Genomic DNA, 19611 nt, shown 5'->3' on the forward strand with positions numbered 1-19611 from the left:
TCGACAATCGCTGATCCGAGTCGGCACCCTACCCGGCGGTACGCCCGCTGGTCAGCCTCTTGCGGCGCCACAGCACGAGGGGCAGCGCTCCGGCTACACCCAGTGCCGCGGGCGCCATGGCCGCCGCCGCGTTCAGCCCCGGCTGGTCGAAGGTTCCCGGGACCGGGAGGGTCGCCCAGCGGTTGATCGGCCAGGCGACGACGACGGCACGGCCGACGACCTCGTCCGTGGAGACCGTGCCCTGGCCGGGAAGCTCCTGGTGGTACCGGGAGTCCAGCGAGTTCTGACGGTGGTCGCCCATCACCCAGATCCGGCCCTCGGGCACATGGATCGGTCCGAACGGCTCGTCGTTGCACGGGGTGTTCCCGGGGAAGATGAACGACTTCTCGTCCAGCGCCTTCCCGTTGACCGTCACCGGCCCGTTCTTCTTGCACTCCACCGTGTCGCCGCCGACCGCGATGACCCGCTTGATCAGGTCCTTCTCCTCGGCGGACGGCATCAGCCCGATGAAGCTGAGGAACTTCTGCACCGCGTTGGGGTCCGGCGTCGCGGTGTCCTCCAGCCAGCCGCCCGGGTCGTGGAAGACCACGACCTCGCCGCGCTCCGGCTCCGAGCCGAACCACGGGGTCAGCTTGTCGACCAGCACCCGGTCGCCCCGCTGCAGTGTGTTCTGCATGGAGTCCGAGGGGATCGAGAACGCCTGCACCAGGAAAGTCTTGATCAACAACGCCAGAACGAGCGCGATGCCGATGAGCAGCGGCAGTTCCTTCCAGAAGGAACGCGGCTTCTTCGGAGCCCTGCCGCCGCTGTCCGAGGAGCCGGAGTCACCTTCCGTCCGGCCCTCCGTCGCCTCCACAGGAGACTCCGCGTGCTCCGGCCGATCCTCGGGTTCGTCGTGTCCGGATCGTGCGCCGACCGCCAAATCCCCCACATCCACTCCTCAATACGTGCCACTGCCCACGCCCGGTTCGGTGCAGGCCCACCACTCCCATAACGAGCGGGAGTTCCGCAGGGGTCGGGAGCCGGACCATCGCGTATCGATCCTGGGGGGACAGACTATTCGACATGGCCGACACTGCCGCCGCCCCGGCGCGCGCGTCCGGGACCGAGCCGAAGGTCGCGCGTTCCTCCAGCGTGCGCCAGTGACCGAACGGCCAGGCGATCACCACGGCCCGTCCCACGACCTCGTCCTCGGAAACGGTGCCCTTGTCCGGCTCGTCGAGATGGAAGCGCGAATCCGCGGAATTCGACCGGTGGTCCCCCATCACGAAGAGCCGGCCGACCGGAACCTTTACCTCGAATTGGACAGTCGATGGCTCGTTGCCGGGGTACAGATAGGGCTCGTCCAGCGCGACACCGTTGACGGTGACCCTGCCGTCCTTGCCGCAGCACTTCACGGTGTCGCCGCCGACGGCAACCACACGTTTGATGAGGTCCTGCTCGTCGTCGGACGGCAGCAGTCCGATGAAGGTCAGCAGCTCCATGACCTGCTTGACGCCGACCGGCGGGTCCTTCTTCTCGCCGCCCGCGTGCTCCTCGCCCAGCCAGCCGCCGGGATCCTTGAAGACGACGACGTCGCCACGCTGCGGCTTCGACCCGAACCAGGGCGTCAGCTTGTCCACGAGCACCCGGTCGCCGATCCGGATGGTCTGCTCCATCGACCCGGACGGGATCACGAACGCCTGCACCAGGAAGGTCTTCAGCACCAGCGCGATCAGCAGCGCCACCACGATGAGCACGGGGATCTCCGTCACCGCTGACCTGCGCCGCCGCCGTTTGACCTTGCGGGCCAGTTTGCGGCGCTCCGCCCGTGTCGGCAGCGAGCGCGACACGGCGGGCCCGTTTCCAGCCGCCGGTCCGGCACCCGTCGACCCGGCACCCGCGCGCCCGGTGTCCGCCCGTCCGGTGTTCGCGCGCCCGGCACCCGTCCACCCCGTTCCGGGCGGCGGCGGACCCTCGGCGTCCGGCGCGCCGCGCCCGCGCCCCCGGTTACCCATGGGCGCCGCCCGGCGCCCGTACACCCCGGAAGGCGTCGGTGCCCGGCAGCGATCCCAGCCGGCCCAACGGCCAGCCCAGCCAGTCGACCCGCCCGATCACCATGTCGACGGGGACCATGCCGCCGCCGGGCTGTCCCAGGTGGTCCCGGGAGTCGCGGGAACTGCCTCGGTGGTCACCCATCATCCACAGCGTGCCCATGGGGACGACGATGTCGAAGGGCACCTGGGAAGGTACGTCCCCGGGGTACAGGTACTCCTCGTCCACCGGGTGGCCGTTCACCTCGACCCTCCCCTGCTTGTCGCAGCAGACCACGCGATCGCCCCCCACGCCCACGACGCGCTTCACGAAGTCGGTCGCGGCGGGTTCGGCCAGCCCCAGCGACGAGGCCGCGCCGCGCAGCAGCGCTGCGACGGCGTTCTCCTCGGGGCTCTTCTGGACGAAGGAGCCGGTCCCGTCGAACACCACCACGTCACCGCGCTCCGGCGCGGAGCCGAACCGGTACGCAAGCTTGTTGACGAGCACCCGGTCCCCGACCCGCAGGGTGGGCTCCATCGAGCCGCTGGGGATCAGGAAGGGCTGGATCACATACGCGCTGAACAGCAGCAGGACGACCGTGCAGAGGGCGCCCAGCGCGGCTGCCCGCCGCCAGGACATCGACGGGACGGACCGGTCCTGGATACGCGAGAAGCGCGACCCCTCCTCCGGCCCTGTTCCGGGTCCGGAGGAACGATCGCGCTCCGTGTGCTGTGCTTCCGTGTCCATCGCGGCCGAAGCTTATCCGGCCGCGCTGTGGACGCGGGCGCCAGCTCAGTTGTCGCGCTTCTCCTTGATCTTCGCGGCCTTGCCGCGCAGGTCACGGAGGAAGTACAGCTTGGCGCGACGGACGTCACCGCGGGTGACGAGCTCGATCTTCTCGAAGATCGGGCTGTGCACCGGGAAGGTGCGCTCGACGCCGACGCTGAAGGAGACCTTGCGGACCGTGAAGGTCTCGCTGACGCCCGAGCCCTGGCGGCGGATGACAACACCCTTGAACTGCTGGATACGGGAGCGGTTGCCCTCGATCACGCGCACGTGGACGTTGACGGTGTCACCGGGGCGGAAGGACGGAACGTCCGTACGCAGGGAGGCGGCATTGACGCCATCGAGCAGGGAAGTCATTTTGTCTGCTTTCTTCGCCGATGCCACAGGTCATCGACGGGAGTTCGTAAGGAGTTCGGAGTGCTGATCGCGTCGGGCGGGCGTCGTTCCCCCTGTGGCAGGGGCGCACACCGGACGTACAGCAGCGGCCTATTCTTCCATGGCCGGGGGCCTGCGCCAAAATCGGCCGCCGGGCTCCGGGGACCAGCCGAGGATGGAGAGGATCTCGCGGTCCTTCTTGTCGAAGCCGCCGGCCTCGCAGCGCTCGATGAGGTCGGGCCGGTTCAGCGCGGTACGGGCGAACGCCTGGTCCCGCCGCCAGCGCGCGATCCTGCCGTGATGTCCGCTCAGCAGGACATCCGGAATGCCCCGGCCGCGCCACTCGGGCGGCTTGGTGTAGACGGGCCCTTCCAGCAGATCGGCCATGGCGCCCGGGGCGAAGGAGTCGTCGCGGTGCGATTCGGCGTTGCCCAGGACTCCCGGCAGCAGCCGGGCCACGGCTTCCGTGATGACCAGAACGGCGGCTTCCCCGCCGGCCAGCACATAGTCCCCGATGGACACCTCGATGACCGGCATCCGTGTGGCGTATTCGTCCATCACCCGGCGGTCGATGCCCTCGTAGCGGGCGGGGGTGAAGATCAGCCAGGGCCGCTCGGAGAGCTCGACGGCCAGCTCCTGGGTGAACGGCCGTCCGCTGGGCGTGGGCACCACGAGCACCGGGGATTGCGCCCCCGCCTCGTAACCGTCCGCCAGCGTCGCGTCCAGGGCCTCGCCCCACGGCTCGGTCTTCATGACCATGCCGGGGCCACCGCCGTACGGGGTGTCGTCCACCGTGTTGTGCCGGTCGTACGTCCAGTCCCGCAGGTCATGGACCTGTACGTCGAGCCGGCCACGGGCGCGGGCCTTGCCGACCAGCGATACGTTCAGCGGTTCCAGGTACTCCGGGAAGATCGTGACGACATCGAGCCGCATTACGCGTCACCCTTCGGCGCCCCGTCGGCACTGCCCGCCTCACCGGCGCCCGCCGGCCCACCGTCGCCGGGGCCGTCCGCCGGGTCCGCACCGTCCACCGGGTCCGCGCCGTCCGCCGCGTCGTCGCGCGAGGAGGCCACCACGGCCTCGTTCTCGTCGATGAGGCCCGGCGGCGGGGAGATGACCGCGCGCTGCTCCTCCAGGTCGATCTCGGTGACGATCTCTTCCACGAACGGGATCATCACCTCGCTGCCGTCCGGGCGCTCCACGATGAACAGGTCCTGCGAGGGCAGGTGGGTGATCTCGGTGATCCGGCCGATCTCGGTGCCGTCGGCGAGGACGACATCGAGGTCCATCAGCTGGTGGTCGTAGAACTCCTCGGGGTCCTCCGGGAGTTCCTCCGGATCCACTTCGGCGATCAGGAGCGTGTTGCGCAGGGCTTCGGCCGCCGAACGGTCCCGTACGCCCTCGAAGCGCAGCAGCAGCCTGCCGCTGTGCACCCGGCCGGTCTCGATCGTCAGCGGCCCCGTCGCGGCCGGTTCGGTGGCCAGGACTGCCCCGGGCCCGAGCCGCAGCTCCGGCTCGTCCGTTCGTACCTCGACGGTGACCTCGCCCTTGATGCCATGGGCGCGGCCGATCCGCGCAACTACCAACTGCACGCTGCTTCTCCGATTGATGGTGTACGGACGTACGAGTAGGGACGGACGTACGAGTAGGGACGGACGTACGAGTAGGGACGGACGTACGAGTAGAGGAGTGACGGACGACAAAGGCCGGGGACGGCTCGAAAGCCCTCCCCGGCCCTGGCCGGTGTTCAACTCTTTCAGTGAACCTGGTCCACATCGACGAGGTCGACACGGATACCACGACCACCGATGGCGCCCACGACGGTACGCAGAGCGCGAGCGGTGCGGCCGTTGCGGCCGATCACCTTGCCGAGGTCATCGGGGTGTACCCGAACCTCCAGCACGCGCCCACGGCGCAGGGTGCGCGAGGCCACCTGCACTTCGTCGGGGTTGTCCACGATGCCCTTCACGAGGTGCTCGAGAGCCTCCTCGAGCATGCTCAGGCCTCGGTCGACTCGGTGGACGCGGCAGCGTCAGCCGCCTCGTCCGCCTTCTTGTCGGACTTCTTGGCCTTCTGAGTGATGGCCTCACCCTTGGCCTCGTCGCCGTCCGACGACAGCGCCTCGAACAGGGCGCGCTTGTCGGCCTTGGGCTCCGGCTGCAGCAGCGGCGCGGGGGCCGGGAGGCCCTTGTGCGCCTGCCAGTCACCGGTGAGCTTCAGGATCGCGAGAACCGGCTCGGTCGGCTGGGCGCCGACGGACAGCCAGTACTGCGCACGCTCCGAGTTGACCTCGATGCGCGAGGGGTTCTGCACCGGGTGGTACAGGCCGATCTCCTCGATGGCCCGGCCGTCACGGCGGGTACGGGAGTCGGCGACGACGATGCGGTAGTGAGGCGAACGGATCTTGCCCAGACGCTTCAGCTTGATCTTGACTGCCACGGAAGTGGTGTCTCCTGGTCTTGACGTGGTTGGGCACAACGAAGATGCCACGTGGGGTTGCGGTACTCGGGTGCCCGATGGACGCGTCAGCCGGAGGAGAGAGGGGTCCTATGCGACTGTCGAGTACAGCTAGCCATTGTGCCACACCCCGTCGGCTCACCCCACCGCGACCGCCGCTTCCGGGATCTGGAACGGCTTGCCACAGCCACCGCAGACGATCGGCGCCTGCGCGAGGACCGACGGCACGACCCGGACGTTGCGTCCGCAGTCGCATACAGCCTTGACCCGCACGCCTCCTCCGGAGGAACCGTGCCGGGCGGCCGGGCCGCGGAAGGAACGCTTGGTGTCGGCGGCGGTGGCCACCGTGTGCGCCTTGAGGGCGCGCTGCAGCCGTTCGGTGGTCGGGCGGTACCGGCGCTTGGCCTCCGGATTCAGCGTGACCAGCGAGAATCCGCTGCTGGGGTGGGGCTCCTCGGCATGATCGAGGCCCAGCTCCTCGGCGATCGCGAGGAAACGTCGGTTGTGGTAACGGCCGGCGCGGGAGGTGTCTCGGACACCTCTCGCGGCGGCGATGCCGTGGACTGCCTCATGGAGCAGTCGCTCGAAGGAGAGCTCGGCGCCACAGGCGGACGAGGACTCTCCGATCAGGGACTCGGGCGCGGCAAGATCGGGCAGCTCGGGGTGGTACCGCTGAATGTCGGCCCACGCCTGTGCCAGCTCTGCGGCAAGTACAGGTGGTGTCGTGCTCACGTCGTGACAACGAGCCTGAGTGCCCCGGTGTTCCTATTCCGGGGCATCCCAAATAATTTGCACGTACCAGTCAGTTGCCCTTGATGCGTCCGGACGAGGGCGGGTGCGCAGATCTGTGGAGAAGGCTCACAGCTCACACCAAGGTGGTACGTAGCACCGGCTACGTCCCGGCGTGCGCGCGGGGTGCGGGGCACCGACCTCGCGAACGACATTACCCGGCGAATCACCACCCGTTGCGCCGGGCCGCGCGCCGGACCGCATGCCGGACCGTGTGCTGGGCCCACCGGCCGCGCACCGGAGCGCCCGCGGCGCGCGTCACCGTACGGAGTCCCGGTCCGGAGCCCTCGACGTGCTGTGCCCGGCGTGTCGGGTAAGACTGGGATCGAAGAGCGGGAAGCAGCACGGTGCCGCGCGCGGGGGCGCACGACCGGGCACGCGAGCATCGCCATTGAACCCCTTCAACCCCTGGACGGGACCGCGGATGCGCAGTTCTCTGACATACGGGGGAACCGCGGGCGTACGCATACGGGGACTGTCACTCGGGCACGACCGACCTCTCGGCGGATTGGGGCGCATTCCATGACACCAACGCTCGTCCGGCACCACCGGCACGCGGATCCGTATGCGGATTCGTCCGCGGATTCGTCCGCCCCGGTCGATGCCGGCACCCGTGCCCGTGACTGGGCCGAGATCCAGGAGCGGATGCTGGCACCGCTGTACGAAGCGGTGTACGACCGGCTCGAAGTCGGGGCCGCCACACGGTTGCTCTCCCTCGGCTGCGGTTCCGGGCTCGCCCTGCTGATCGCGGCTTCCCGCGGGGCGCGCGTCACCGGAGTCGACACCGACCGGGAGCGGCTCGCACTGGCCCGTGAGCGGTTGTCGCCCGATCCGGGCCACGGCGCCCCGCCCGGCCGGCCCGCCGCCGAGCGGGCGCGGCTGCTCGTCGGCGGCCCTTCGGCGGCAGGCGGGGCCGACGAGGCCGAAGGGTCGTACAACCTGCTCACCTCGTTCGACCCGATCGGGTGCGCGGCCGGTGACTCCGAGGGGCTCACACCCGCGCTGGAATCCGCCGTACCCCTGGCCGCCCGGGGCGCCACCGTGGTCCTGACCGGCTGGGGTCCGCCCGAGAGGTGTGCCACCGCGGCGGTGCTGCGGGTGGCGGCCCGGCTCGCCGATCCGTCGCCCACTCCGCGTTCCGGCGGCTGGCGGGCGGCCCGGCGCGACGACTTGGAGGACGTGGCTTCGCGGGCCGGGCTGAGGCCGGACGGCTCGGGGCGGGTGTCGTGCCCGTTCGGGTACGCGGACCTGAAGAGCGCGCTGCGCGGGCTGCTGTCGACCGGACTGTTCGACGCGGCGCTCCGGGCGACGGACCGCTCCCGGGTGGAGAAGGAGGTCGCGGAGGCGCTGCATCCGTATCAGCGGCCGGACGGCACCGTGTGGATGCCGAACGTGTTCCGCTACCTCGTGTGCGTGGCCTGACCCTCAACTCACCCGACCGCACACCCACCGCACCACACCTGCGTGACCCGGCCCTTCCCGCGTTCGTCAGGAGGAGGAGCCGCCGCCCGGCTTGGCCAGCCGGGCGATGCCGGCCGCCCGGTAGGCCGCCGCCTCGTCCAGGGTCTCGTTCGCCAGCAGCGCCTCGGCCAGTGAGTCGAGCTTGTCCCGGTTCTCCCGCAGCAGGCGGCAGGCCTCCTCGTAGCACTCGTCGACGATGCGGCGCATCTCGGCGTCGATGGTGTCGAGGGTGGCGGGCGCCGCGGAGAGGCCGTACGCCTGCTGGGCGTCGGCGGGGATGGCGGTGAGGCGGCCGATCCGGTCGCTCATGCCCCACCGTCCGACCATGCCGCGGGCCAGACCGGTGACCTGTTCCAGGTCGCTCTCCGCGCCGGTGGTGACCACGTCGTACACCACCCGTTCCGCCGCCATGCCACCCAGAGCGCCGATGATCCGGCCGCGCAGATACTCCTCGGTGTACGCGTACTTGTCGGCGTCCGGGGTCGAGAGGGTGACGCCGAGGGCGCGGCCGCGCGGCACGATGGTGATCTTGCGGACCGGGTCGGCGCCGGGCTGGAGCATGCCGAGCAGCGCGTGGCCGCTCTCGTGGTACGCGGTACGGCGGCGCTCCTCGGCGGGCATGACGAGCGGGCGTTCCGCCCCGAGCTGGACCTTCTCCAGGGCGTCGGAGAGGTCGGACTGACTGACCTCGGACTGTTTGCGCTTGACGGCGAGCAGGGCGGCCTCGTTGGCCAGGTTGGCGAGGTCGGCGCCGGTCATGCCGGGCGTCGTCCGGGCGACCTGGGCGAGGTCGACGTCCTCGGCGAGCGGGATGCTCCGGGTGTGGATCCGCAGGATCGCTTCCCGGCCGCCCTTGTCCGGCGGGCTGACCTGGACGATCCGGTCGAAGCGGCCGGGCCGGGTGAGGGCGGGGTCCAGCACGTCGGCGCGGTTGGTGGCGGCGAGCACGACGACGCCCTCGGAGCCGGAGAAGCCGTCCATCTCGGTGAGGATCTGATTGAGGGTCTGTTCGCGTTCGTCGTGGCCGCCCATGCCGGAGCCGCCGCCGCGGGCCCTGCCGATGGTGTCGATCTCGTCGATGAAGATGATGGCGGGGGCGACCTTGCGGGCCTCGGCGAAGAGCTCCCGTACCCGGCCTGCTCCCACGCCGACGATCATCTCGATGAATTCGGAGGCCGAGGCGGAGAAGAACGGCACCCCCGCCTCACCGGCCACGGCGCGGGCCAGGAGCGTCTTCCCGGTGCCGGGCGGGCCCGCGAGCAGCACACCGCCGGGCATCCGGGCGCCCATTTTCGCGTACTCCTGCGGGTTCTTGAGGAAGTCGACGACGTCGTTCAGTTCGCCCTCGACCTCGTCGATTCCGGCCACGTCCTCGAAGGTGGTGCGCTTGCTCCCTTCGAGCTCGACCGGTTTGGGCGGGGGCTTGCGGCCGAGACCGGCCATACCGCCGCCGAGACCGCCGCGCATCCGCCGGGCGATGAACACCCACAGCAGGACGAGCAGCAGCATCGGGGCGAGCGAGATCAGGAGGTTGGCCAGGAAGCTGCGCTGCTGGACGACCGGTTCGGCGGTGACCGTGACGTCGTCCTTGATCAGTTCGGCCCAGAGGTGGTCGTCGGCGAAGGCGGGCCGCTGGGTGGTGAACTTGGTGTACTTGTCGTCTCCGCCGGGGAGCTTGGCCTCCTTCTTCAGCTGCCCCTGGATGGCATCGCCCTTGGAGTAGATCTTCGAGACGTTGCCCGCGGTGACCTGCTTGCTGAACTCGGTGTACGCGATGGTCGGCTCGTCGTCGCCGTTGAAGAAGGACAGCACCAGGTTGGCGATCAGATAGACGGCCAGGGCGGTGAGCAGCAGTCCGCCCCAGCCGCCCGGCATCTTGCGGCTGGGGGGCGGGGGCGGGGGCGCGCCTTCGGAGCGCCATGGCTGGTCCGTTCGATCGCGCGGAGGTACGGGGTTGCTCACGCGTGCTCCTCTGCCGACGGCCACTGCTGGCGACATTAGGGGAGAAATAGCACCAAAGCCTCTGGAGGGACGGCTCAGGGGGCCCAGGAGGGGGACGCGGGCGGACCTTCCCCCGCCGCGTCACATCACCGGGGTGAATTCCTTGCCAATATCCAGAATCCTGTTTACTGTTCTTTTCGTGAACGTTTTCGATGACCGCTTCCTCACGCGAAACGGCCTCGCCGCCCGGCAGCTCGCGGTCCTGCTGCTCAACCACGAGCCGGACACCCGGCTGCCCCGGGTGCGCGACTTCGCCGAGGAGCTGGGCTGCGGAAACGGCACGGTCCAGGCCGCGCTGCAGCTCCTGGAGGAGTCCGGGGCCATCGAGACGACCGCCCGGGGCCACCTCGGCACCTTCCTCGTCCGCTCGGACCGCTCCATACTCTGGCGGCTCTCCGGCCTCGGCACGCTGCTCGCCGCGATGCCCCTGCCGTACTCCCGTCGGTACGAGGGCCTCGCGACCGGGCTGCGCAGCGCCTTCGAGGAGGCCGGCGCCCCCTTCGCGATCACGTTCATGCGAGGCGCCGGAGCCCGTACCGCCGCGCTGCTCGAAGGCAAGGTCGACCTTGTCGTCCTGTCCCGCTTCGCGGCCGACCAGCTGATCTCCGAACACCCGGTGGAGCTCGTCGCCGATCTGGGACCGGCCACCTACGTCGGCGCGCACGGCATGCTCGTGCGCCACGGTGTCGACCTCGACGCCCCCGGCCTGCGGGTCGCGGTCGACCACGCGTCGGAGGATCTGCGGATGCTCGTCGAGCGGGTCTTCGCCGGGCGCGAGGACGTCCGGTGGCGGGAAGCCTCGTACATGCAGCTGCGCGATCTCTTCGCCCGCGACGAGGTCGACGCCACCGTCTGGAACCTGGACGAGGCGCAGGACCGGGTCGGATTCGGCGTCGATGTGCTCCCGCTGGGCGACGAGGTCACCCGCGAGCTGGCGCTGCGCAACTCCAGCGCGGCCATCATCGGCCGGACCGACGGGGCGAAGGCCCTGGCCGCCGTCCGGGACTCGCTCGACCTCTCGCTGATCACCTCGCTCCAGAGCGAAGTACTGAGGGGCGAGCGCATGCCCTCGTACTGACTCCGGTCCGGCGGGGCGAGTGACCAAGGTCCGAGCGGCGAGGGACCTTCGTCACCTTCAAAATACAGAATCCTGGTTATTGTTGATTTTAGGAGGATCACCGTGGACGACCAGCTCGCACTGCGGATCCAGCTCTTCCGTGACGGCGGACAGGTCCGGCCCGAAGTGGCCGACTTCGTCACCGCCGAGCTGGCCGCCCTCGAAGCCGACGGCCGCACGGTCACCGAAGCGACCGCGGGCATGCTCACCAGCCATCTGATGATGGCGCTCACCCGGCTCCTGGACGGCGAGCCCATCGAGCAGTTCCTCACCGACGACCAGGTCGCCGCCGAACTGGCCGGACATCCCGACGCCGTCGCCCGCGCCCGCGCCGTCTCGGCGCGCGCCCGGCGGGAACTCGGCGCGGCCCTCCCCGAGTCCGAGGTCAACTTCCTCGGCATGCACCTCGCGGTCCTGGCCCAGCAGTCCCCAGCCGCCCCCGCTTCCTGATCACCGCACCCCCGCAGCCGGGATCACCTCGGCCGAACCACCTCACGAAGGAAGAAGGACAGCCATGACGAAGATCCTCACCGGCGGCGTCGGCAAGATCGAGGTCACCGACACCATCAAGAAGCTGGGCATCGAGGGCCTCGACGTCGTCGCCTCCAGCGACATGGACGCCGCGATGAAGCTCCGGGTGGGACAGGCCGACTACTACCTCGGCACCTGTCACACCGGGGCCGGCGCCTCGCTCGGCGTGCTCGTGGGTCTGATGGGCGCCGCCGCCTGCCACACCTTCGGCCGCAGCGTCCCCACCGAGGACCAGGTCACCGCCCTGCTCGCCGACGGCAAGAAGGTCTTCGGCTTCTCGATGGACCAGATCGACACCATCGCCCCGCTCATGGCGCGCGCCATCGCCGCCCGCGGCTGACCCCAGCCACATTTCTTGATCATCCCGGGCACGAAGGAGTGACCCAGTGAGTACCACACTCGCAGCCGGTGCCGGCCTCGATTTCACGCTGGCACAGCAGCTGACCGTGATAGCCCTCTGTGCGCTCACCGCGTACATCTCGCACATGGCGCTGGCCGTCTTCAACGACGGCGTACGACCGTTCCTCCTGGACTTCATCCAGGGGCGCACCACCCGCAGCGCCACGACGGCGGTCTCTTTCGGTCTCTCGGCCGGGTTCATCTTCGGACTCGGCGCACCGATGGCCCTCTCCACCGGTGTGCTGAACCCGTGGCTCCTCTTCCTGCCCACGGACATCCTCGGCATGCTGTCGCCGAAGAAGTGGCTCGCGCCGATCCTCGGCGGGGCCTGGGGCGCGGTGGTCGTCTTCGGGCTGAACGGCGCCAACAACGTGGCGCACGACCTCCCCGTCGACTTCATCACCGCGATGCAGCAGATGTCGACGCCGATCCTCTTCCTCTTCACGCTCTTCCCGGTACTGGCCATCACCAAGCAGTTCGGCCGCAAGTGGGGCGGCATCGCCGGTGTCCTCGAATTCGCCCTGGTCGTCATGACCATGAAGCTCTGGCCGAACATGTTCGCCGGAGCGCTCGCGATGGCCGTCGGCGTGCTGATGCTGATCGGGCTCGCCGTCGCCAAGGACCTGAAGCAGCGCAAGGCCGACAAGGCCGCGGGCGTCATCGAGCCCGTCCTCGACGACGACCCGATGGCCTCGCTCTTCAGCGCCAGCGCGGCCCGGCTGCGCAAGTACCTCCCGCTGTTCATGGTGCTGGGGGCCGGGGTCTGTGTGCTCGCGCAGATGCACATATTCGGCGGCGGCGAGGCAACCAGCTTCCTGATCGCCAAGGGGCAGTACGCCGAAGCCGCCCAGGTCGACTTCTACCGGGTCTTCGGGTTCATCCCGCTGATCGCGACGACCGCCCTCGCCTCCGGCGCGTACGGCATCGCGGGCTTCACCCTCGTGTACCCCATCGGCTATCTGATGCCGAACCCGTTCGTCGCCGCGATCGTCGGCGCGCTGGTCTTCGCCCTTGAGGTGCTGGCCCTCTCCTACATCGGCAAGCTCCTCGGCAAGCTGCCCAGCGTCCGCGACTCCTCGGAGCACCTGCGCAGCGCGATCAGCGACACCCTCCAGCTGGCGATCCTCTTCGGTTCGCTGATGGCCGCCAACGCGATGGGCGGCGGGCTCGGGATCCTCGTCGTCGGCGGGCTCTACCTGCTGAACGAGGCGATGGGCCGGCCGATCGTCCGGATGGCCGCGGCACCGGCCGCGGTGATCGTCGGCGGCGTCCTCCTCAACCTCCTGTACTGGCTCGACCTGTTCACACCGGTCAAGGGCTAGGACGGGTCCGCGAAGTTCCGCCCGGCGCGCGACGCCCGGCCCGCGGACGTACGGCGGAACTCCGCGGACACGACCCGGCCCCCCCGGATCAGGTACGCGCCACCGCCAGGAAGGACCCCCACGATGAACAGCACCGCCCCGCACCCCGCCCCCCTTCTCCGTACCGTCGTCGGAAACCTCACCCCCGATTCCGTACGCGGCCCCGTCCTCGCCCACGAGCATCTGGTCCTGGACCTGGACCACAAGGGCGACGGCGCCGCCGTCCTCACCCCGGACCGGCACGCCGCCGCCGTCACCGCCGAGCTGGCCGCACTCCGCGAGGAGTTCGGGCTGTCCCTGGTCATCGAGCTGACCTGCCGCGGCATGGGCCGCGACGTGGAAACGCTGGCCCGGATCGCCCGGGACGCCCAGGTCGCCGTCGTCGCCGCGACCGGCTGGTACTACGAGCCGTTCCACACTCCCGAGATCGACGACAGCAGCGTCGAACAGCTCACCGGCACCCTCGTCCGCGAGATCCACGGCGGCATCGGCGCCACCGGAGTCCGCCCCGGGGTCCTCGGCGAGATCGGCAGCCACGGCGACACCCCGACGGCGCCCGAGACCAAGGTGCTGCGCGCCAGTGCGCGGGCCGCCGTCACCACCGGGCTCTCCGTCGCCACCCATGCCCAGCTCGGCCGCGGAGGCCTGGCCCAGCTGGACCTGCTCACCGCCGAGGGCCTGCCCCCGCAGCGGATCTCGATCGGTCACCAGGACCTGCTCGACGACCCGGCCGTGCACCGGGAACTGGCGGCGAGCGGTGCGTACGTCGCCTTCGACACGGTCGGCAAGGACCGCTACCAGAGCGACGGCACCCGGCTGCGGCTGCTGCTCGCCCTGCTGGAGGCCGGCCACGCCGACCGGGTACTGCTCAGCTGCGACATCTCCCGCCACGGCTATCTGACCACCGAGGGCGGCCAGGGGTACGGGCACCTCTTCCACAGCTTCCTTCCCCAGGCACGCGCGGCCGGTGTGGACGAGGACCTGATCGACCTGATGACCCGCCGCAATCCGCTGCGCTTCCTCACGGGCGCGAGCGTGGAGGAGATCTGACCATGAGCCCCGCCCCCGCACTCCCCGAGACCTTGCCGCTGCCCACGGTGGAGCTCGCCGACGCCGTGGCCCGGCAGTTCCGGCTCATCGAGGCCACCGCCCGGCACTTCGAGGGACCTCAGCTCTTCGCGTCCGACGCCGGGGTCGTCCCCGGTCTCGGCCGCCCCCGGACCACCGCCCGCGTCGAAGCCGTCCTGGCCGACTTCTTCGGCGCCGAGGACGCCGCGTTCGTCCAGGGCGCGGGCACCGGCGCGATCCGGGCCGCCCTGAACGCCGCCGTACGGGCGGGCGACCCGCTGCTGATCCACCGGGCGCCGGTCTACCGGACGACCGAGGTCACGCTGCGCGGCATCGGTGTGGAGACCGTCGAGGCCGACTTCAACGACCCGGACGAGCTGCGCGGGGCGCTGGAGTCCGGCCGCTTCCGGTGGGCGTACGTCCAGCACACCCGGCAGCGGCTCGCCGACTCCTACGACCCAGGCGCGGTCCTGGCTGCCTGCCGGGCGGCCGGTGTCCGCACCCTGGTCGACGACAACTACGCCGTCCTGCGCACCCCGGCCGCCGGGGTGGAACTGGGCGCCGACGCCTCCTGTTTCTCCCTCTTCAAGCTGCACGGCCCGGAGGGCGTCGGCATCGTCGTCGGCGCCGGCGACCTGGTCGGGCGCATCCGCCACGACAACTACTCCGGCGGCGGCCAGGTCCAGGGCCACCAGGCACTCGACGCCCTGCGCGCGCTCACCCACGTACCGGTGATGTGGGCCGTGCAGTCCCGGGTCGGCGCCGAGGTCGCCGAGCGGCTGGCGGCGGGCGAGGTGCCCGGTGTCGCCGAGGTACGGCTCGCCAACGCCCAGGACCGGTGCCTGCTGGTCCGCCTCGACCGGCCGGTCGCGAAGGAACTGCCCGCGGTCGCCGCCCGCTTCGGCGCGGCCCCCTACCCGGTCGGCTCCAACTCGCGCTACGAGATCGCCCCGCTCTTCTACCGGATGTCCAGCTCCGCCCTGGACGACTCCCCCGAGCTGGCCGACTGGACCGTACGCGTCAACCCGATGCGGGCGGGCGCGGACCTCGTCATCGAGATCCTGCGCCACTCACTGGACGCCCTGAACGACCAGAAGGACGACTGACCGTGTTTCTCGACACCCTGCTCACCCGCAACCCCGGGCTCGTCGAGGCCGCGACCGCGCTCCACCGCGACGGCGAGATCCCGCCCGACACCTATGTGATGGACCTCGACGCCATCGAGGCCAACGCCGCGCTCCTGGCCGCCGAGGCCGAACGGCTGGGAATCTCGCTCTGGTTCGTCGTCAAGCAGCTCGGCCGCAACCCGGAGCTGATCCGGGCCATCGCCCGGCACATCCCCCAGTACGCCGCGATCGACCCGCCAGAGGCCCGCACCCTGCACGCCGCGGGCGCCCGCGCGGGCAACCTCGGCCATCTGGTCCAGATTCCCCGCCGCGCGCTGCCCGAGATGCTGGCCTGGCGCCCCGAGACCGTCACCGTCTACGACCTGGCCAACGCCCGCGCGGTCTCCGAGGCGGCGACGGGGCTGGGCTTCGTCCAGGACGTCCTCGTCCGTCTCGAAGGGGTCGAGGGCACCGTCTACCCCGGTCAGGAGGGCGGTGTCCCGCTCGCCCGTCTCGACGCGTTCGCCGAGGCCGCCGAGCGGCTGCCCGGCATCCGGCTCGCGGGTGTCACCGCCTTCCCGTGCGTCCTGTGCGACCCGGCCACCGGAGCCCCGTACGCCACGCCCAACTTCGCGATGGCGCTCAAGGCCCGTGACGTGCTCGCCGCGCGCGGTCACGAGGGCCTCCTGCTGAGCGCCCCCAGCGCCACCTCGATGGCCTCGCTCCCGCTGCTCGCCGGTCTCGGCGCCACCCACGGCGAACCGGGCCATGCCCTCACCGGCACCACCCCGCTGCACGCACTCGACCCGGACCAGCCCGAGACACCCGCCTACGTGTACGTCAGCGAGGTCGCCCACACCCTCGACGACGGCCGCCCGGCGCTCTTCGGCGGCGGGTTCTACGCCCGCTCGCACATCAAGAGCGCACTGCTGCCGCGCACCGGCGCGCGCCTGCGCGTACAGGACGCGCCCGCCGAGAACATCGACTACTACCGGCTGCTCGACGCGCCCGCCGCCGGAGCGGACGTCCGGATCGGCGACACCGCGCTGCTCGCCTTCCGTACCCAGATCTTCGTCACCCGCTCGACCGTCGCCGTCGTCTCCGGAATCTCTTCCGGTGCCCCTCGCCGAGTCGGTCTGTACGACGCCCAGGGCCGGTCCCTGAGCTGAGGAGGCATCCCATGGCCAAGACCGTCATCGTCGTCATCGACGGATTCGGCATCGGCGCCATGCCCGACGCGGGCACGCTGCGCCCCGGCGATCTCACCGCCGACACCTGCGGACATGTCCTGGACCACTGCCGCGAAGCCTTCGGCCGCCCGCTGCGGCTGCCGGTACTGGGCTCGCTGGGACTCGGACTCGTCCACCCGCACCCCGACCTCGCCCGCCGTACGCATCTCCCCGTCGCCGCGGGCCGGGCCGCCCTCGGCTATCCGGGCGCCGACACCTTCGCGGGCCACCAGACGATGATGGGCGCCGACTTCAGCCATGTCACCGTGGCCCGGCTCGCGGACCACATCGGCGAGGTGACCGCCGCCCTCGAAGCGGCCGGACACCGGGTCGAGCCGCTGGCGGGCAAGCCGCTCCTGGTCGTCGACGGGGCGGTCCTGGTCCACGACAACCTGGAGGCCGATCCGGGGATCAACTGGAACGCCTCAGGACGGCTGGACGACCTGCCGTTCGACGGACCGGGCGGCATCCTCGCCATCGCCCGAACGGTACGCACCGTCGCACCGGTGGCCCGGGTCATCGCGGTCGGCGGCCACGCGGACGGCCCGCTGGCGCGGTTCGTCCGTGCCGGGGAGGCGGGCACGGTCGGCCTCGACACCCCCGCCACCGGCTTCTACCGCAACGGCGGCCTCGAAGTGCGGCACCTGGGAGCGGAGCTCGACCACACCCGCCAGCTCCCCGATCTGGCAGCCCGCGCGGGCATTCCCGTCACCCTGGTGGGGAAGGCCGCCGACATTCTGGCCTGCGACGCGGCGACGCGGCACCCCGCGGTGGCGACCGCGGACGTGCTCACGTACACCCTCGAAGCGGTACGTGCCCCCGGCGACGCCCTCGTGGTCGCCAACGTCCAGGAGACCGATCTGGCCGGCCACCAGCAGGACACGGAGCGGTACGGGCACCTCCTGGAGCAGGTCGACGCGGGCCTGGCCGCGCTCGTCGCCCTGCTCGACAGCCCCGGCGACCGGCTCATCGTCACCGGCGACCACGGCAACGACCCGACGATCGGGCACGCCCTGCACACCCGTGAGTACGTCCCCGTCCTCATCCACCGGCCCGGCGCGGGCGCGGTGGAGCTGCTGCCGGACGCGGGGAGCCTGGCGGACGTCGGTGCGACCGCCGCCGTATCGCTGTCGCTGGACCCGGCGGGGCTGGCCAACGGCCGGGCGCTGAAGCCGGGGCGGCACGCGGCGTAGGGGCCGTCACCCGCGGAGAACGCGCGCGTACGCGTAAGGGGCGCCCACTCAGGTGGGCGCCCCTTACGCGTGGTCCGTGGGCGGTCAGCCCATGAACTTCTTGAACTCGTCCGGCAGGGCGAAGTCCTCGGCGGGCTTGCCGTCCTGACCGGGCAGACCGAACGCGCCGCCCTGCGCCGCCTGCTCGCGACGGGCCGCCTCGGCCTGCTCCTCGGCCTTGCGCTTCATCGGGTTACCGCTCTTGCGCTTGCCCTTGGCCTGCTTGACCTGCTTCTTCTGACGGCCGGGGCCACCACCCATGCCGGGCATCCCCGGCATCCCGGGCATGCCACCGCCCTGGGCCATCTTCGACATCATCTTGCGGGCCTCGAAGAACCGCTCCACCAGGTTCTTCACGGCGGAGACCTCGACACCCGAACCCTTGGCGATACGGGCCCGGCGCGAGCCGTTGATGATCGTCGGCTCGGCGCGCTCCTTCGGGGTCATCGACTTGATGATCGCGGCGGTGCGGTCCACGTCGCGCTCGTCGATGTTGTTGATCTGGTCCTTGATCTGCCCCATGCCGGGCAGCATCCCGAGCAGCTTGGAGATGGAGCCCATCTTCCTGACCTGCTCCATCTGCGCCAGGAAGTCGTCGAGCGTGAAGTCCTTGCCCTTGCTCGACGCCAGCTTGGAGGCCATTTGGGCGGCCTCTTCCTGGCTGAAGGTCTTCTCCGCCTGCTCGATCAGGGTGAGCAGGTCACCCATGTCGAGGATGCGGGAGGCCATCCGGTCCGGGTGGAAGGCGTCGAAGTCTTCGAGCTTCTCGCCGTTCGACGCGAACATGACCTGCTTGCCCGTGACATGGGCGATCGACAGGGCCGCACCACCGCGGGCGTCACCGTCGAGCTTGGAGAGCACCACACCGTCGAAGCCGACGCCGTCGCGGAAGGCCTCGGCGGTGTTGACCGCGTCCTGGCCGATCATCGCGTCGACGACGAAGAGGATCTCGTCCGGGCTGACGGCGTCGCGGATGTCCGCGGCCTCCCGCATCAGCTCCTGGTCGATACCGAGGCGGCCCGCGGTGTCGACGACGACCACGTCGTACTGCTTGGACCGGGCGAACTCGATCGAGTCCTTGGCGACCTGGACCGGGTCACCGACCCCGTTGCCCGGCTCCGGGGCGTACACCGCGACACCGGCACGGTCGGCGACGACGCTGAGCTGGTTGACGGCGTTGGGGCGCTGGAGGTCACAGGCGACCAGCAGCGGGGAGTGGCCCTGGCCCTTGAGCCAGAGGCCGAGCTTTCCGGCGAGGGTGGTCTTACCGGCACCCTGGAGACCCGCGAGCATGATCACGGTGGGCGCGGTCTTGGCGAACCGCAGGCGCCGGGTCTCGCCGCCGAGGATGCCGACGAGCTCCTCGTTGACGATCTTGATCATCTGCTGTGCGGGGTTCAGCGCCTGGGAGACCTCGACGCCGCGCGCCCGCTCCTTGACGTTGGCGATGAAGGCGCGCACGACCGGCAGGGCGACATCGGCTTCGAGGAGCGCGATACGGATCTCGCGGGCCGTGGCGTCGATGTCCGCCTCGGACAAGCGGCCCTTGCCCCTGAGGTTCTTGAAAGTCGCGCTAAGGCGGTCGGAGAGAGTATCGAACACGGCGCTCGTCGGTCCTCAGGGTCGGGGGCGGGGCAGGTCAGTCGCACTCCAGGGTATCCGGCCACCGGAGAACGCGAAGCCCTC

At 70.5% G+C, this 19611-nt stretch carries 20 protein-coding genes; 9 read left to right on the forward strand and 11 right to left on the reverse strand.

Features of this window, described 5'->3' with window-relative positions:
* Positions 1-28: 28 nt before the first annotated feature.
* From lepB (OG413_RS01195) to OG413_RS01235, 9 genes are all read right to left on the reverse strand, one after another.
* On the reverse strand, positions 29-922 hold the full coding sequence (gene lepB / locus OG413_RS01195) for a signal peptidase I (RefSeq protein ID WP_266809801.1): 894 nt from the start codon (positions 920-922) through the stop codon (positions 29-31).
* Complete coding sequence (lepB, locus tag OG413_RS01200) at positions 825-1997, reverse strand: signal peptidase I (protein ID WP_266802422.1); 1173 nt, start codon at positions 1995-1997, stop codon at positions 825-827. Before lepB (OG413_RS01200) ends, lepB (OG413_RS01195) begins: the two co-directional genes overlap by 98 nt.
* Positions 1990-2760 (reverse strand): signal peptidase I, encoded by a 771-nt coding sequence (lepB, locus tag OG413_RS01205; RefSeq protein WP_266802423.1) that lies wholly within the window; start codon positions 2758-2760, stop codon positions 1990-1992. The genes lepB (OG413_RS01200) and lepB (OG413_RS01205) overlap by 8 nt, the downstream gene beginning before the upstream one ends.
* A 45-nt stretch (positions 2761-2805) precedes the next feature.
* Positions 2806-3156: a 50S ribosomal protein L19 gene (rplS, locus tag OG413_RS01210; RefSeq protein WP_073726847.1), complete on the reverse strand. Its 351-nt coding sequence runs from the start codon at positions 3154-3156 to the stop codon at positions 2806-2808.
* Positions 3157-3285: 129 nt separating this feature from the next.
* On the reverse strand, positions 3286-4107 hold the full coding sequence (trmD, locus tag OG413_RS01215) for a tRNA (guanosine(37)-N1)-methyltransferase TrmD (RefSeq protein ID WP_266802424.1): 822 nt from the start codon (positions 4105-4107) through the stop codon (positions 3286-3288).
* Positions 4107-4766 (reverse strand): ribosome maturation factor RimM, encoded by a 660-nt coding sequence (rimM, locus tag OG413_RS01220; protein WP_266802425.1) that lies wholly within the window; start codon positions 4764-4766, stop codon positions 4107-4109. The genes trmD and rimM overlap by 1 nt, the downstream gene beginning before the upstream one ends.
* Positions 4767-4930: 164 nt before the next feature.
* Positions 4931-5170 carry an RNA-binding protein gene (locus OG413_RS01225; RefSeq protein WP_073726853.1) on the reverse strand — a complete coding sequence of 80 codons (240 nt, stop codon included), beginning with the start codon at positions 5168-5170 and terminating at the stop codon, positions 4931-4933.
* A 2-nt stretch (positions 5171-5172) separates the two neighbouring features.
* On the reverse strand, positions 5173-5613 hold the full coding sequence (gene rpsP, locus OG413_RS01230) for a 30S ribosomal protein S16 (RefSeq protein ID WP_073726855.1): 441 nt from the start codon (positions 5611-5613) through the stop codon (positions 5173-5175).
* A gap of 156 nt (positions 5614-5769) precedes the next feature.
* Positions 5770-6363 carry a hypothetical protein gene (locus OG413_RS01235; protein ID WP_018509633.1) on the reverse strand — a complete coding sequence of 198 codons (594 nt, stop codon included), beginning with the start codon at positions 6361-6363 and terminating at the stop codon, positions 5770-5772.
* A 579-nt stretch (positions 6364-6942) separates the two neighbouring features.
* Here OG413_RS01235 and OG413_RS01240 point away from each other — a divergent pair.
* Positions 6943-7842, forward strand: coding sequence for a methyltransferase domain-containing protein (locus tag OG413_RS01240; RefSeq protein ID WP_266802426.1), 900 nt, complete (start codon positions 6943-6945; stop codon positions 7840-7842).
* 66 nt (positions 7843-7908) lie between these two features.
* Here OG413_RS01240 and ftsH read toward each other — a convergent pair whose 3' ends face one another.
* The gene (gene ftsH, locus OG413_RS01245) at positions 7909-9843 is read right to left on the reverse strand and encodes an ATP-dependent zinc metalloprotease FtsH (RefSeq protein ID WP_266802427.1); all 1935 of its coding nucleotides are present in this window, start codon (positions 9841-9843) and stop codon (positions 7909-7911) included.
* Between the two features lie 178 nt (positions 9844-10021).
* Between ftsH and yhfZ the strand changes: the two genes are divergently transcribed.
* From yhfZ to OG413_RS01285, 8 genes are all read left to right on the forward strand, one after another.
* Positions 10022-10960 carry a GntR family transcriptional regulator YhfZ gene (gene yhfZ, locus OG413_RS01250; RefSeq protein ID WP_073726859.1) on the forward strand — a complete coding sequence of 313 codons (939 nt, stop codon included), beginning with the start codon at positions 10022-10024 and terminating at the stop codon, positions 10958-10960.
* A gap of 102 nt (positions 10961-11062) precedes the next feature.
* The gene (locus OG413_RS01255; protein ID WP_266802428.1) at positions 11063-11449 is read left to right on the forward strand and encodes a PRD domain-containing protein; all 387 of its coding nucleotides are present in this window, start codon (positions 11063-11065) and stop codon (positions 11447-11449) included.
* Positions 11450-11513: 64 nt separating this feature from the next.
* Positions 11514-11870, forward strand: coding sequence for a DUF2620 domain-containing protein (locus OG413_RS01260; RefSeq protein ID WP_266802429.1), 357 nt, complete (start codon positions 11514-11516; stop codon positions 11868-11870).
* A gap of 46 nt (positions 11871-11916) precedes the next feature.
* Positions 11917-13251 carry a YhfT family protein gene (locus OG413_RS01265; protein ID WP_266802430.1) on the forward strand — a complete coding sequence of 445 codons (1335 nt, stop codon included), beginning with the start codon at positions 11917-11919 and terminating at the stop codon, positions 13249-13251.
* A gap of 123 nt (positions 13252-13374) precedes the next feature.
* Positions 13375-14340: a phosphotriesterase gene (locus tag OG413_RS01270; protein ID WP_266802431.1), complete on the forward strand. Its 966-nt coding sequence runs from the start codon at positions 13375-13377 to the stop codon at positions 14338-14340.
* A gap of 2 nt (positions 14341-14342) precedes the next feature.
* On the forward strand, positions 14343-15464 hold the full coding sequence (locus OG413_RS01275; protein WP_266802432.1) for an aminotransferase class V-fold PLP-dependent enzyme: 1122 nt from the start codon (positions 14343-14345) through the stop codon (positions 15462-15464).
* A 2-nt stretch (positions 15465-15466) separates the two neighbouring features.
* Entirely contained in the window at positions 15467-16633 is a 1167-nt protein-coding gene (locus tag OG413_RS01280) for an alanine racemase (protein WP_266802433.1), read from the forward strand.
* Between the two features lie 11 nt (positions 16634-16644).
* Entirely contained in the window at positions 16645-17886 is a 1242-nt protein-coding gene (locus OG413_RS01285; protein ID WP_266802434.1) for a phosphopentomutase, read from the forward strand.
* Positions 17887-17970: 84 nt separating this feature from the next.
* On the opposite strand, the gene ffh is transcribed toward OG413_RS01285, so the two are convergent.
* Positions 17971-19527: a signal recognition particle protein gene (ffh, locus tag OG413_RS01290; protein WP_266802435.1), complete on the reverse strand. Its 1557-nt coding sequence runs from the start codon at positions 19525-19527 to the stop codon at positions 17971-17973.
* Positions 19528-19611: the final 84 nt, after the last annotated feature.

The sequence above is a fragment of the Streptomyces sp. NBC_01433 genome (genome assembly GCF_026340105.1).
Lineage (GTDB): Bacteria > Actinomycetota > Actinomycetes > Streptomycetales > Streptomycetaceae > Streptomyces.